Below are 12,678 nucleotides of genomic sequence, written 5' to 3'. Positions count from 1 at the left end.
TGACGGTCGTCGATCGGCCCGCCAGCCGTCCACGACGTCCTCAGACATCGGCCGGGGTATCGGCGGGCGGGCGTGGGTGCGACGATCGGGCCGGGCGCCCGTAGACTCGGGTTCGTGCCCTACCAGAGCAGCAGGCGGACGGGCGGCGACGGCCGCCTCACCACGGCACTCGACCCCCAGGACCAGGGACCGCAGGATGCCTGCGGCGTCTTCGGCGTCTGGGCCCCCGGTGAGGACGTCGCCAAGCTGACCTACTTCGGGCTCTACGCGCTGCAGCACCGCGGCCAGGAGTCCGCCGGCATCGCGGTCAGCAACGGGCGCCAGATCCTCGTCTACAAGGACATGGGCCTGGTCTCGCAGGTCTTCGACGAGTCGACGCTCGACTCGTTGAAGGGCCACCTCGCCATCGGCCACTCGCGCTACTCCACCACCGGCGCGTCCACCTGGCACAACGCCCAGCCGACCTTCCGGCCCACCGCTGACGGGTCGATCGCGCTCGGCCACAACGGCAACCTGATCAACACCCACGAGCTGCGCGAGATGGTCGGCGAGCTGCCCGGCCCCGCCGGCGAGCTCGAGATCAAGGGCGTCGAGGGCGCCACCAACGACACCAGCCTCGTCACCGCACTGCTCGCCCACCACCCCGACACCACGCTCGAGCAGCGTGCCCTCGAGGTGCTGCCGCAGCTGCGCGGGGCCTTCTGCTTCGTCTGGATGAACGAGCACACCCTCTACGCCGCCCGCGACCCGCAGGGCATCCGCCCGCTGGTCCTCGGCCGCCTCGACCGCGGCTGGGTCGTGGCCAGCGAGGACGCCGCGCTCGCCACCATCGGTGCGAGCGTCGTGCGCGAGGTCGAGCCCGGCGAGATGATCGTCATCGACGAGAACGGCCTCCGGTCGCACACCTTCGCCGAGCCCGCGCGCAAGGGCTGCGTCTTCGAGTACGTCTACCTCGCCCGCCCCGACGCCACCATCAGCGGCCGCAACGTCCACGAGGCGCGCGTCGAGATGGGCCGCCGCCTGGCGCGCGAGTTCCCCGTCGACGCCGACCTGGTGATGCCCGTCCCGGAGTCCGGCACGCCGGCCGCATCGGGGTACGCCGCCGAGTCGGGCATCCCGTTCGGCCAGGGCTTCGTGAAGAACGCCTACGTCGGCCGCACGTTCATCCAGCCCAGCCAGACGCTGCGCCAGCTCGGCATCCGGCTCAAGCTCAACGCCCTCGAGCACATGATCCGCGGCAAGCGCGTCGTCGTGGTCGACGACTCGATCGTGCGTGGCAACACCCAGCGCGCCCAGGTGCGGATGCTCCGCGAGGCCGGTGCCCTCGAGGTGCACGTGCGGATCTCCAGCCCGCCGGTGAAGTGGCCGTGCTTCTACGGCATCGACTTCGCCACCCGCGCCGAGCTGATCGCCAACGGCCTGACGCCCGAGGAGATCGCCGCGAGCGTGGGCGCCGACAGCCTCGGATACATCTCGCTCGAGGGCATGGTGGAGTCGACCGGGCAGCCGGCTGACCGGCTCTGCCAGGCCTGCTTCACGGGGGAGTACCCGATCGAGCTGCCCGACGAGAGCCTGCTCGGCAAGCACCTGCTCGAGGCGACGCTGCAGTCGCCCACCATGGGTCGGGCCCTGCCGGTCCTCAACAACCCCTGACCCCACCCCGTCCCGCACGCCGCCACCCGAGGAGCTCCGTGTGACCGACCAGCCCACTGCATCCACGTCCGGGGCGTATGCCGCCGCCGGGGTCTCGATCGAGGCGGCCGACCGGGCGATCGACCTGATGAAGGGCTGGGTCGAGAAGGCCCGCCGTCCGGAGATGATCGGGGGGCTCGGGGGCTTCGCGGGCCTCTTCGACGCCTCCGCGCTCACCCGTTACGAGCGGCCCCTGCTCGCCACCTCGACCGACGGCGTCGGCACCAAGGTCGCCATCGCGCAGATGATGGACGTCCACGACACCATCGGCTTCGACCTCGTCGGCATGGTGGTCGACGACCTCGTCGTGTGCGGCGCCGAACCGCTCTTCATGACCGACTACATCGCCTGCGGCCGGGTCGTCCCCGAGCGCATCGCCGCCATCGTCAAGGGCATCGCGGAGGCGTGCGTCGTCGCCGGGTGTGCGCTCATCGGGGGCGAGACCGCCGAGCACCCCGGGCTGCTCGACCCCGACGACTACGACGTCGCCGGCGCCACGACCGGGGTGGTCGAGGCCAGCAAGCTCCTCGGCCCGGGTCGCGTCCGTCCCGGCGATGTCGTGATCGCCATGGAGGCCAGTGGCCTGCACTCCAACGGCTACTCGCTCGTGCGCCACGTCCTGCTCCAGCAGGCGGGCTGGACCGTCGACCGGCAGGTCGACGACTTCGGTCGCACGTTGGGCGAGGAGCTCCTCGAGCCCACCCGCATCTACGCCAAGGCCTGCCTCGACCTCGCCGCGCGCACCGAGACCCACGCCATGTCCCACGTGACCGGTGGCGGTCTCGCCGCCAACCTCGAGCGGGTGCTCCCCGAGGAGCTGTCGGTCCGCATCGACCGCTCGACGTGGACGCCGCAGCCCGTCTTCGACGTCGTACGCCGTGTCGGTGACGTGGCCCAGGCCGACCTCGAGGCCACCCTCAACTGCGGCGTCGGCATGGTGTCGCTCACGGCCCCCGAGTCGGTCGACACCGCCATCGCCGTGCTGGCCGGGCACGGCATCCGCGCCTGGGTCGCCGGCGAGGCGCACGCGGACGACGTCGACGGTGGCCGCGTCCTGCTGGAGGGCCAGCACCCCGGCTGGTGATGAGATTCGGCACTTCGAGCACGAAATGCGGGCTCTTGGTGTGCGGGAACAGCCACCGCTCAGGTAGCGTTGACCCCACGATATGTAACCGATCAGACCGGGCGCGTCGGGCAGCTCTCCGACAGCCCCGGCCAAGTGTGCGAGGGGGTCGACCCTATGGGGCGCGGCCGAGCGAAGGCGAAGCAGACGAAGGTTGCCCGCGACCTGAAGTACCGGACTCACGAGACGGACTTCGGCGCGCTGGCGAAGGAGCTTCACGGAGAAGATACTCACTCCACGAGTGAGGTCGATCCAGTTGACGACGAGTGGTCGGACTATGCCGACCCGCGTCGTCGCGCAGACTGACTGATCGCACTGATCACCTCGCCCGGGCGACCGGGCGGTGCGGTCTACAAGCACGCCCGCAGGTGACCGGGCAGTCCGTCGCGCCAGAACACAGCGACCGGGCGTTTCCTCGCGGTAGGTCCGCGAGGAAGCGCCCGGTCAGCGTGCTGGTGCGCGAGGAAGTGCCCGGTCAGCCGAGGTGGATGCCGCGCAGGCGGCCGACCTCGCGCATGCGACGCTCGGCGAGCCGGTCGGCGGCCTCGGCCGTGGTCACCCCGTCGGCCTTGGCGAGCTCGAACACCCGGCGGGTGGTCTCGAAGATGCCGGTCGCGCGCTGCTGGGCGCGCTCGAAGGAGAAGCCCTCGAGCTCGTCGGCGACCTGGATCACGCCGCCGGAGTTCACGCAGTAGTCGGGGGCGTAGAGGATGCCGCGCTCCTCGACCTGCTTCTCGATGCCCGAGTGTGCGAGCTGGTTGTTGGCGGCGCCGCAGATGATCTTGGCGCGCAGCACGTCGAGCACCTCGTCGCTGATCGCGCCGCCCATGGCGCACGGGGCGTAGACGTCGATGTCGCTCGCGACGAGCTCCTCGGTGGTGGCGACCGCGGTGACCTGCGGGAACTGCTCGCGGATGGCCTCGACCGACGGCGCGTTCACGTCGGTGACGACCACGGTGGCGCCGTCCTCGATCAGGTGGCGCACGAGGTGGCGACCGACCTTGCCGACGCCGGCGACGCCGACGGTGCGGCCGGCCAGGGTGGGCTCGCCCCAGACCTGCTCGGCGGCCGCGCGCATGCCCTGGAACGTGCCGTACGCCGTCAGCACCGAGCTGTCGCCCGCGCCGCCGTGGGCGACGGTGCGGCCGGTGACGAAGTCGCACTCGCGGGCGATGTGGTCCATGTCCTCGCTGAACGTGCCGACGTCGCACGCGGTGAAGTAACGGCCGTTGAGCGACTGGACGAAGCGGCCGTAGGCCCGCAGCAGGGCCTCGGTCTTCAGCTCGGCCGGGTCGCCGATGATCACGGCCTTGCCGCCGCCGAGGTCGAGGCCGGCGAGCGCGTTCTTGTAGGACATGCCGCGGGAGAGGTTGAGGACGTCGACGATCGCGTCGTCGGTGCTGGCGTAGGGGTAGAACCGCGTCCCACCGAGGGCCGGCCCGAGCGCAGTGGAGTGGATGGCGACGATGGCCCGCAGGCCGGTCGCGCGGTCGTTGCAGAAGACGACCTGCTCGTGCTCGTTGCCGAGCTCGAAGACGTCGACGCCGGAGGCGGCCGATCCAGTCGGTGCGAGGGGTCCAGACATGCTCTTCGTCCTTTTCTGGTGGGTGCGGCCGCGGGGTGTGCGGACCTGGTCAGCGCGGTCGAGGGGTGGTGACCGCCGTCACCTCAAGGGTAGTCCGGCGAGCTCACCCGGACCGCATCACCACGAGGTCGCCGTGGGTCCCGTAACCGAGCAGCTTTCCGCCCGCCGCGCGCCCGTCGAAGGTCACCATGAGCCACCTGCCGTCCACCTGCGCGAGGGTGGGCCAGGGCAGGTTGGTCGGGTAGGGCGCGTCCAGCGTCCCCGTCTCGGTCATCGTGAGGTCGTACGCCGGGAAGCGGGCGCGCAGCCCTCGCCGCGAGTCGCGGCCGTCGCTGGCGAGGACCACCAGCCGGCCGTCGACGTCGACCAGCGTCGTGCCCTCGGTCGACGTACGGTCCGTCGCCGCGCCCAGCAGCCGCAGGTCGTCGAGGCTGCGTCCGGCCGCGAGCGCGGGGTGGAAGTCGAAAAACCGGCGGGCGCTGACGAAGCCGACCAGCCACTCGCCGTCGCGTCGCACGAGGTGCGGGTCCCAGGCGGCGATCGACGCCAGGCCGTCGACGGGCAGCGGGAGCTCGCGCGTGTCGAGCACGTGCGCACCGTGCAGCAGGTCGCTGCCCGACTCGGCGAGGGTCACCCGCAACCCCGCCGGCGTACGGCGCCCCGCGCGCGTCGTCGGCGCCTCGAAGTCGCCCCACGTGCTGGTCGCCACCAGCCAGCGACCCTCCGAGCGGAGCACGTGGGTGGCGTGGTCGCCGAAGACGCCCGGGCGGTCGGGCCTGCGGAAGAAGAGGTCGGCGGAGTGGCCGACCTCGAGGGTGTCGGGGTCGAGCCGCCACACGCTGGTGTGCGCGGTGTCGAAGAACCCGGGGCCGGCCGACGTCGCGGTCAGCCACAGCGCGCCGTCGTCGCGCACCGGGGAGCCGTCCTCGTCGGTGACGAACCGGGTGTCCCGGAGGCCGAGCTGGCCGAACGCCCCGGCGACCCCGCCGCCGTCCGGGAGCTCGACCCGGAGCCCGTGCAGCGCGGTCTCGTCGCGGGTGTCGACCTGCACGCCGGTGCCCTCCGCCGCGACCTCCCGCAGGTCGTGCCGGGCCCGGGCCACCCACCCGGCCGCCTCGCGGCTCCAGGCCGTCACGTGCGTGCCGGTCAGCGTCAGGCCCAGTCCGGTCGGTTCCTCGGCGCGGTGGAAGCGGCGGCTGCGGAGAGTCCCGGCGCCGGGGACCTCGAGCGACACCGACCCGTCGTCGAGGGACGCGGCGAACCGGTGGTCGCCCAGGTGCATCGCCACCGGGCCGCCGGAGCCGGACGTCGTCCCTGCGACGTACGGCGCGACCGCCGGCACCGCGACCTCGCCGGCCGTGGCGGTGGTGACCTGCGCCGAACCGGGGGCGACCAGGTCCACCGGGCGCAGGCGGCGGACGACCTCGAGGCGGGGGAGCACCGCACCATCCTCGCGGGCGCGCCGGTCAGAGCTGGTGGAGGACATGCAGAAGGGCCCCGGTCGGGACGTGAGCGGGGCCCTTCTGTGCTTGTGGGCAGGGGCGGGGTCGAACCGCCGACCTATCACTTTTCAGGCGATCGCTCGTACCAACTGAGCTACCTGCCCAAGCGGGACGAGGATACATGAGCCCGCTGGCGAGGCGGGAATCGGCTCAGTCCTGCCGGGGGCGGAACGCGGGGAGCTCGAGCCAGAACGACGAGCCGGTGCCCGGAGTGGACTCGCCCCGGACCGCGCCGCCCTCGCGCTCCGCGATCGTGCGCGACAGCGACAGCCCGAGGCCGCTGCCCTGGGTGGTCGGCGCGGCGAAGCGCACGAACGGCTCGAAGACGTGCGCGAGCTGTTCGGGCGTGAGGCCCGGCCCGTCGTCGCGCACGATGATGCGCAGCATCGGCTTCGCGCTCTCGCCGACCAGCGCCTCCGCGGTGAGGTGCACGGTGCCGCCGGTGGGGCGGTGGTGGGCGATGGCGTTGCCCAGCAGGTTGGCGAGGACCTGCCGGATCGCGGACGGGTGTCCCCACGCGGCCAGGCGCGGGTCGACGTGGGCCTGCATGTCGACGCCGGCCGTCCGTGCGGGGGTGCGGTGCCAGTGCATGACGTCGGCGACCGCGTCGGCCACCGAGACCTCCTGGCGCTGGTCGTCGGCCGACATGGCGCGCCCCGCGCCCAGCAGGTTGTCGACGATGGACAGCAGCCGCTCGCAGGAGCGGACGATGACCGGTCCGTCGCGCTTCATGCCGGTCGCGACGTCGTCGGCCGTTCCGTGCTCGGCGTCGTCGAGCAGGCCCTCGGTGTAGCCCAGGATCGCCGACAGCGGCGTACGCAGCTCGTGCCCCACCGCGCCGAACAGCTGCTGCGCGGCCAGCTGGGCCTCGGCGCCCGCCTCGAGCGCCTCCGCCAGCGAGCGACGGGACTGCTCGAGGACGAGGCGGGATACGAAGGCGGACCTGAGTGAGCGAAAGTCTTGGATGAGTTGGTCGGGCCATTCGCCGGCCTCAACGCTGACGAGCGACAGGCTGCCGAACATGTCGCCTTGGAAGCTGACGGGCGAAGCGATCAAGCTCCGGACCCCTGCGCGGGCGAGCTCCTCGAGGTCCTGGGTGGCTTCGGGCGGCAGCAGGTCGCGATCTGTGAGGGCGACGACCTGTGTCCTGGCGATCCGTGAGACCCACGGCATGCTCAGTGCCGCCTCGGGACCCGCATCCGGTGCCGGCAACAACGTCCGCGAGGAGCCCGGCGCCGCCCACTCCCGGACCCACGCGCGCCCGCCTAGCTGCATCCATCCAGTCTGGTCCGCAGGGACAAAACTGGTGAAGACGACGGTCACGATCTCCACTCGCGGCTGCGACAGGAAGTGTTCGGCCATGAGCGCGCTTGCGGCGTCGAGAGATGTGTCGCCGGAGAGGATTGACGCGGCCAGGCGCGCCGCCTGGGAGGACACCGGTCCGTCCACCACGGTGTCCTGCAGCGCGGGCTGGTCGATCACCTGACCGGCTCCCTTCCGTCGGCGATCGTGAAACGACACGGTAGCGGGGCGATGCCCCGGCTCTGGTCGATGGTCACACGTTCAGTCAGCGAAAGGGTGCGCGAGAGCCCCCACGCAGCCAGGTGGGTGAGGAGGGCCATCCCGAGGTGGCGGCCCGGGCACGCGTGCGGTCCGGCACCGAAGGGAAGCCAGGCACCAGGCCGCTGGACGCCGCTCTGCCACCGATGCGGGTCGAACCCAGGCAGGCCGTCGGGATCTCCGGGCACCAGCTCGTGCAGGCGGCCGAGGAGAAGGGGACTGACCAGCACGACGGCGCCCGACGGCACCCGCTGACCCCCGAGGTCCACCTCACGCGTGGTGATGCGGGCCGTGATCCACGTGGGAGGGGTCAGGCGCAAGGTCTCCCAGACTGCCGACACCGGGTCGACTCCGTCGCTCGGGTGGCTGGCGAGCCAGGCCAGCAGCCAGGCACCTGCGGCGATCGGGACCTGAATGCCGGCGGCCAGCATCGTGGCTGTCATCTGGGGTGGGCCGTCGAGGTGGGGGATGGCGGCGAGAGCATCATCCAGCGCCAAGCGTGCGTCGCGCTCCGTGCGACGCGCCCGACTCCACCGACGGGGAGGGCGGCGCGCCGCGATCACCGGTGCCAGGGCATCGATCCAGCTGAGCACCAGGTCGGCGACCTGGTCGCGGTCGGCGCGGTCGAGCGAGGGCAGCACCGCCGAGGTCGTGGACCGCGCCACCGGACGCCGCAGCAGCAGCATGGCGTCGTACGGCTCGCCCTGGACCGTGGGGTCGTGCGTCGAGATCGCCGCTTCCCACTCGGTGGTGAAGACGGCCAGGCCGCGCTCGACCGCCTCGGGCTGTAGCGGTGGGAAGACGAGGTGTCCCGAGCGCGTCTCACCCCGGCTGGCGGAGAGGTCGCCGCTGCGCGTCACGTCACCCGGGAAGTCGAATCCGGACACGTCGGTCAGGACCTGCCGGGCCTGGTCGGGGGTGGTGGTCAGCCACGGCCCGTGCGGGCCGAGGGCGACCACGCCCGAGCGTGGGGACAAGAGAACAGCGCCGAGCCGGCCGCCGGCCGACTCGGCGCTGTCCATCTGCGTCACGACGCGTGGATCATTGCGCGCGTCGACCCGAGGTCACTTGCGGCCGGGGCCCGGGCGCCAGACGTAGTAGGACCGGGTCTGCTCGGCGGCGCGCTTGGCTTCGATGGCGGTGCGGATGCGGTTCATCATGGTGTTCTCCAGGGGTGGTGGGGTGGAACACGCCGGGCGGCGTGCAGGGTGACGACGCGGAGGTCCGTGCCCGAGGTGCAGACGGGGGGTCGGGGTCAGGACTCCAGGTCGCGCAGTGTCTCGGCTATCAGGTCGGTCAGCTGCTGGATGCGCAGCGGCTTCTGCATGACGGTCGTGATGCCGAGTTCTTGGAGGACCGCGCGGTTCTCACCGGCCCAGGCGGAGATGACCACGATGCGCAGGTCGGGTGCGACGTCGGGCCGGTCGCGCAGCCAGCGCACCACCTCGACACCGGTCATCCTGGGCATGGTCAGGTCGAGCAGCATGACGTCGAAGCGCTCGCGCTCCAGGACCTCCACCGCGTCCTGGCCGTCGTACGCCGTCGCGGCCTCGTGACCGGCCCGCTCGACCAGGCGGCAAAAGACGTCGCGGATGTCCTCGTTGTCGTCGACCACGAGGAATCGCAGCTGCCGGTCAGTGCTCACGAGTCAAGATTAGTCAAACGTGTGGCAAGTCGTGGCGTGTCTGCGAAAAGTCGTCCACGGGTCGGGCAGTGATCTGTCTCTCGGAGCACGCAGGTTGGGAGCGTCACGGCCGCTGCCCCTATGCTGGGCGCTGCTCGATCGGGTCCGTCCCGGACGAGCTGGCCCCCATCGTCTAGCGGCCCAGGACCCCGCCCTTTCACGGCGGTAGCGCCGGTTCGAATCCGGTTGGGGGTGCGATCCGGTTGGGGGTCGACGCCGATTGGGTGTCGCCGAAGAGCATGGGTTAGAGTTCCACCCGCTTCACCAGCACGACCGGAGGAGCACCAGCACCACACCTGGCCCCGTAGCGCAGTTGGTTAGCGCGCCGCCCTGTCACGGCGGAGGCCGCGGGTTCGAGTCCCGTCGGGGTCGCCAACGCATGACCGGAAGGGTGAGCCACCAGGCTCACCCTTCCGGTCATTTCAGGGCCCGTGTGCACGGGCCGGACCGTTTCGGCGCCGCTCTAGGCTGGCGCCATGCCGATCGACCTCGACCCTGCCGCGTTCGACGCCATGGTCGAGCGGGCCCTCGACGGCCTCCCCGACGACCTCGCCCGGCTCGTGGACAACGTCGTCGTCCTCGTCGAGCCGGAGGCGCCGGCGGACGACCCCGACCTGCTCGGGCTCTACGACGGGCTGGCGCTCACCGAGCGGCCGGCCAACCACGCCGGCATGCTGCCGGACCGGATCCTGCTCTTCCGCGGGCCGCTGCTCGACATGGCCGACACCGTCGAGGACCTCGAGCACGAGGTGCGCATCACGGTGGTCCACGAGGTCGCCCATCACTTCGGGCTCGACGACGGGCGCCTCCACGAGCTCGGCTGGGGCTGACGCCCACGGCCCCCAGGGGAGGTGGCTCAGCCGACCCGGCTCGTGGACGGCGACGCCGCGCCCGGACTGCCGCTCCACGGCTGGGCGGCCGCCCCGTCGAGCTGGTGGACCAGCTCGGTGAGCAACCAGTTGTGCAGGGCGCGCTGGCGTGGGGTGCGGGCCATCGAGAGCAGCCGCTCGGCCCGGCAGAACGCGTCGGCGACGTCGAACATCTCGGTCATCGTCACGAAGATGGGGCCGGCCTCGCGGACCATCGGGAACGCGACGTCGACCTTGGGCAGCCCGCGCGTCTCCGCCTGCTGGATCTGCTCGCGGAAGGTCTCGGGGAACTGTCGCTCGAAGTTCGCGAACATCGACGTCAGGTCGCCGGCGAGGGGGTAGTCGGACTGGTGCGAGAGCGACAGCAGGCGCAGCTCGCGCCGCAGCTCGTGGTACTGCTGCTTGAGCGAGGTGTAGAGCGGGACGTCGATGCGCAGGAGGCGTACGTCGACCGCGCCGTCGCTGGTGGGCTCGGGCCGCGAGCGGTCGTGGTGGTCGATGACCCACTCCGCGGACCCGGAGTCGGTCATCTCGGGCGCGGGCTCGAACCAGACGATCTTGCCGTCGGACTCGATCGTCGCGCCCCAGGCGACCGCGCACTGGGCGACCATCGCCAGACCGCGGCCGAAGGTGAGCAGCAGGTCGAGGTCGTCGCCCTCGACCGGAGCGGGCGGCACCGGGGGGCGGGGCGAGCCGTCCACCACCTCGATGCGCGGGTGGGACGCGGTGCCGCGCACACGGACCTTGTAGGGGGCGGCGGCGTGCAGGATCGCGTTGGCCACCAGCTCCGACACCCCGAGCTCGGCGCACTCGACGAGGTCGGGCCGCTCCAGGCGCTGGCACACCTCACCCACCCAGCGACGCGCGTCGGCCGCAGCGCGCGGCGAGGACGCCAGCGTCAACTCGGAGCTCAGCGGCACTGGGACTCTTTTCAAGGGGTGTGCGAGGGGGGCAGGCAGTCCAGTGGAGCGATCATTGCCCACCAGCGGGTGGTTCAAACCTCGACGGCCACCATAGTTTCTTATCCGTCGGGGTAGTGGTGTGAGCAAGCAGACGCGCCCGGCGTTTCGCCCGGTGCACGCCCCAGGAGGAGAATGGAGCTCCCAGTGGACGGCACGACGCACCTTCGACCCCAGGAGCATCCATGACCTCGACCACGACGCAGTCATCCCGTCACAAGGTCGTGGTGATCGGTTCCGGCTTCGGCGGCCTCTTCGGCACGAAGGCACTGCGGAGGTCCGACGTCGACGTCACCGTCATCGCCAAGACCACCCACCACCTCTTCCAGCCGCTGCTCTACCAGGTGGCGACCGGCATCCTGTCCGAGGGCGAGATCGCCCCGCCCACCCGCGAGGTGCTGAGCAGCCAGGACAACGCGACGGTCATCCTCGGCGAGGTCACCGGCATCGACCTCACCGCCAAGACGGTCACCTCGCAGGTGCTGGGCCGTGACACCGTGACGTCGTACGACTCCCTGCTGGTCGCCGCGGGCGCCGGCCAGTCCTACTTCGGCAACGACCACTTCGCCGAGTTCGCCCCCGGCATGAAGAGCATCGACGACGCCCTCGAGCTGCGCGGCCGCATCTTCGGCGCCTTCGAGATGGCCGAGCTCGGTGCCACCCGCGGCGACGACGTCGACCACCTCCTCACCTTCGTCGTCGTCGGCGCCGGCCCGACCGGCGTGGAGATGGCCGGCCAGATCGCCGAGCTCGCGCACCGCACGCTCCGCAAGGACTTCCGCGCGATCAACACCCGCACCGCCCGCATCGTGCTCATCGACGCCGCCGGCCAGGTGCTGCCGCCCTTCGGCAGCAAGCTCGGCGAGAAGGCCAAGGGCGAGCTGGAGAAGCTCGGCGTCGAGGTCATGCTCGGCGCGATGGTCACCGACGTCGACGAGCGCGGCCTCGACGTGAAGTTCAAGGACGGCCACACCGAGCGGATCAACTCCGTCGCCAAGATCTGGGCCGCCGGCGTGCAGGCCAACCCGCTCGGCAAGACGCTGTCGGAGCAGACGGGCGCCCCGCTCGACCGCGCCGGCCGCATCGCGGTCAACCCCGACCTCACCCTCCCCGGGCACCCCGAGGTGTTCGTCGTCGGCGACATGATCGCCCTCGACAACCTCCCCGGCGTCGCGCAGGTCGCGATCCAGGGCGCGAAGTACGCCGCCAAGGAGATCGACAACCGGCTCGAGGGCAAGGCGCCGCAGCCGCCGTTCAAGTACTTCGACAAGGGCTCGATGGCGATCATCAGCCGCTTCCGCGCGGTCGCGATGGTCGGCAAGCTCCGGCTGACCGGCATCGTGGCGTGGCTGATGTGGCTGGGCGTCCACCTCGTCTACCTCACCGGCTTCAAGAACCAGGTCTCCGCGCTGATGCGCTGGGCGATCACCTTCATCAGCAACAACCGCTCGGAGCGCACCACCACCGAGCAGCAGATCTTCGCCCGTGCGGCGCTCGCCCGGCTGCGCCGCGGCGCGGCCGACCTGGTCTCCGACCCGGGGATCTACGACGCCACCCGCGCGATGATGGAGGAGACCCGGCGCCAGGAGCTCGAGGCGGCCGCGGCCCACGAGGCCGAGCTCACCGACTCCGGCGTGCGCGGCGTGCCCGCCGACCGGGTCGGCGGCGCCTGAGCCCAGCGGCGTACGCCGTCCGGGTGCAACG

11 protein-coding genes and 3 tRNA genes are annotated in these 12,678 nt (G+C 71.6%); 7 read left to right on the top strand and 7 right to left on the bottom strand.

The genetic code is table 11. The annotated features are described in order from the left end of the window. Nucleotides 1-114: 114 nt before the first annotated feature. The 3 genes from purF (at nt 115) to Q1B24_RS16480 (ending at nt 3,121) form a co-directional block, all read left to right on the top strand. Complete coding sequence (gene purF / locus Q1B24_RS16490) at nt 115-1,653, top strand: amidophosphoribosyltransferase (RefSeq protein WP_299931095.1); 1,539 nt, start codon at nt 115-117, stop codon at nt 1,651-1,653. Nucleotides 1,654-1,693: 40 nt separating this feature from the next. Then, entirely contained in the window at nt 1,694-2,776 is a 1,083-nt protein-coding gene (purM, locus tag Q1B24_RS16485) for a phosphoribosylformylglycinamidine cyclo-ligase (RefSeq protein ID WP_299931094.1), read from the top strand. Nucleotides 2,777-2,932: 156 nt separating this feature from the next. Further along, nucleotides 2,933-3,121, top strand: a complete 189-nt coding sequence (locus tag Q1B24_RS16480; protein WP_172256510.1) for a DUF3073 domain-containing protein — start codon at nt 2,933-2,935, stop codon at nt 3,119-3,121. A gap of 169 nt (nt 3,122-3,290) precedes the next feature. On the opposite strand, the gene Q1B24_RS16475 is transcribed toward Q1B24_RS16480, so the two are convergent. The 6 genes from Q1B24_RS16475 to Q1B24_RS16450 all read right to left on the bottom strand — a co-directional run bounded on the left by Q1B24_RS16475 (nt 3,291) and on the right by Q1B24_RS16450 (nt 9,107). Next, a complete protein-coding gene (locus Q1B24_RS16475; protein WP_299931086.1) occupies nt 3,291-4,400 on the bottom strand; it encodes a Glu/Leu/Phe/Val dehydrogenase dimerization domain-containing protein in 1,110 nt (369 codons plus the stop codon). A 103-nt stretch (nt 4,401-4,503) separates the two neighbouring features. Beyond that, nucleotides 4,504-5,841, bottom strand: coding sequence for a hypothetical protein (locus tag Q1B24_RS16470; RefSeq protein ID WP_299931084.1), 1,338 nt, complete (start codon nt 5,839-5,841; stop codon nt 4,504-4,506). A 91-nt stretch (nt 5,842-5,932) separates the two neighbouring features. After that, nucleotides 5,933-6,006 (bottom strand) — tRNA-Phe (locus tag Q1B24_RS16465). Nucleotides 6,007-6,052: 46 nt separating this feature from the next. Further along, on the bottom strand, nt 6,053-7,384 hold the full coding sequence (locus tag Q1B24_RS16460; protein ID WP_299931082.1) for a HAMP domain-containing sensor histidine kinase: 1,332 nt from the start codon (nt 7,382-7,384) through the stop codon (nt 6,053-6,055). After that, on the bottom strand, nt 7,381-8,484 hold the full coding sequence (locus Q1B24_RS16455) for a cytochrome P450 (RefSeq protein WP_299931148.1): 1,104 nt from the start codon (nt 8,482-8,484) through the stop codon (nt 7,381-7,383). The genes Q1B24_RS16460 and Q1B24_RS16455 overlap by 4 nt, the downstream gene beginning before the upstream one ends. 233 nt (nt 8,485-8,717) lie before the next feature. Then, on the bottom strand, nt 8,718-9,107 hold the full coding sequence (locus Q1B24_RS16450; protein ID WP_299931080.1) for a response regulator: 390 nt from the start codon (nt 9,105-9,107) through the stop codon (nt 8,718-8,720). Between the two features lie 161 nt (nt 9,108-9,268). Here Q1B24_RS16450 and Q1B24_RS16445 point away from each other — a divergent pair. The 3 genes from Q1B24_RS16445 (at nt 9,269) to Q1B24_RS16435 (ending at nt 9,976) form a co-directional block, all read left to right on the top strand. After that, nucleotides 9,269-9,341 (top strand) — tRNA-Glu (locus tag Q1B24_RS16445). A 103-nt stretch (nt 9,342-9,444) separates the two neighbouring features. Further along, nucleotides 9,445-9,521: transfer RNA gene (locus Q1B24_RS16440), tRNA-Asp, on the top strand. A 101-nt stretch (nt 9,522-9,622) separates the two neighbouring features. Further along, nucleotides 9,623-9,976 carry a metallopeptidase family protein gene (locus Q1B24_RS16435; RefSeq protein WP_299931078.1) on the top strand — a complete coding sequence of 118 codons (354 nt, stop codon included), beginning with the start codon at nt 9,623-9,625 and terminating at the stop codon, nt 9,974-9,976. Between the two features lie 26 nt (nt 9,977-10,002). Here the strand turns inward: Q1B24_RS16435 and Q1B24_RS16430 are convergent, their stop codons facing one another. Next, the gene (locus Q1B24_RS16430; protein WP_299931076.1) at nt 10,003-10,935 is read right to left on the bottom strand and encodes an ATP-binding protein; all 933 of its coding nucleotides are present in this window, start codon (nt 10,933-10,935) and stop codon (nt 10,003-10,005) included. A gap of 224 nt (nt 10,936-11,159) precedes the next feature. On the opposite strand from Q1B24_RS16430, the gene Q1B24_RS16425 reads away from it, so the two are divergent. After that, nucleotides 11,160-12,647: an NAD(P)/FAD-dependent oxidoreductase gene (locus Q1B24_RS16425; RefSeq protein WP_299931074.1), complete on the top strand. Its 1,488-nt coding sequence runs from the start codon at nt 11,160-11,162 to the stop codon at nt 12,645-12,647. Nucleotides 12,648-12,678 lie beyond the last annotated feature (31 nt).

The sequence above is a fragment of the uncultured Nocardioides sp. genome, assembly GCF_947488025.1.
In the GTDB taxonomy this organism is placed as follows: domain Bacteria; phylum Actinomycetota; class Actinomycetes; order Propionibacteriales; family Nocardioidaceae; genus Nocardioides.
The sequence above is the reverse complement of the archived record's forward strand: the minus strand, read 5'-3'. Positions and strand labels throughout refer to the sequence as shown.

Coding starts and splice junctions, on each gene's coding strand:
- Q1B24_RS16480 (WP_172256510.1), top strand. CDS start 2,933: ATGGGGCGCGGCCGAGCGAAGGCGAAGCAGACGAAGGTTGCCCGCGAC.
- Q1B24_RS16475 (WP_299931086.1), bottom strand. CDS start 4,400: ATGTCTGGACCCCTCGCACCGACTGGATCGGCCGCCTCCGGCGTCGAC.
- Q1B24_RS16455 (WP_299931148.1), bottom strand. CDS start 8,484: ATGGACAGCGCCGAGTCGGCCGGCGGCCGGCTCGGCGCTGTTCTCTTG.
- Q1B24_RS16435 (WP_299931078.1), top strand. CDS start 9,623: ATGCCGATCGACCTCGACCCTGCCGCGTTCGACGCCATGGTCGAGCGG.
- Q1B24_RS16425 (WP_299931074.1), top strand. CDS start 11,160: ATGACCTCGACCACGACGCAGTCATCCCGTCACAAGGTCGTGGTGATC.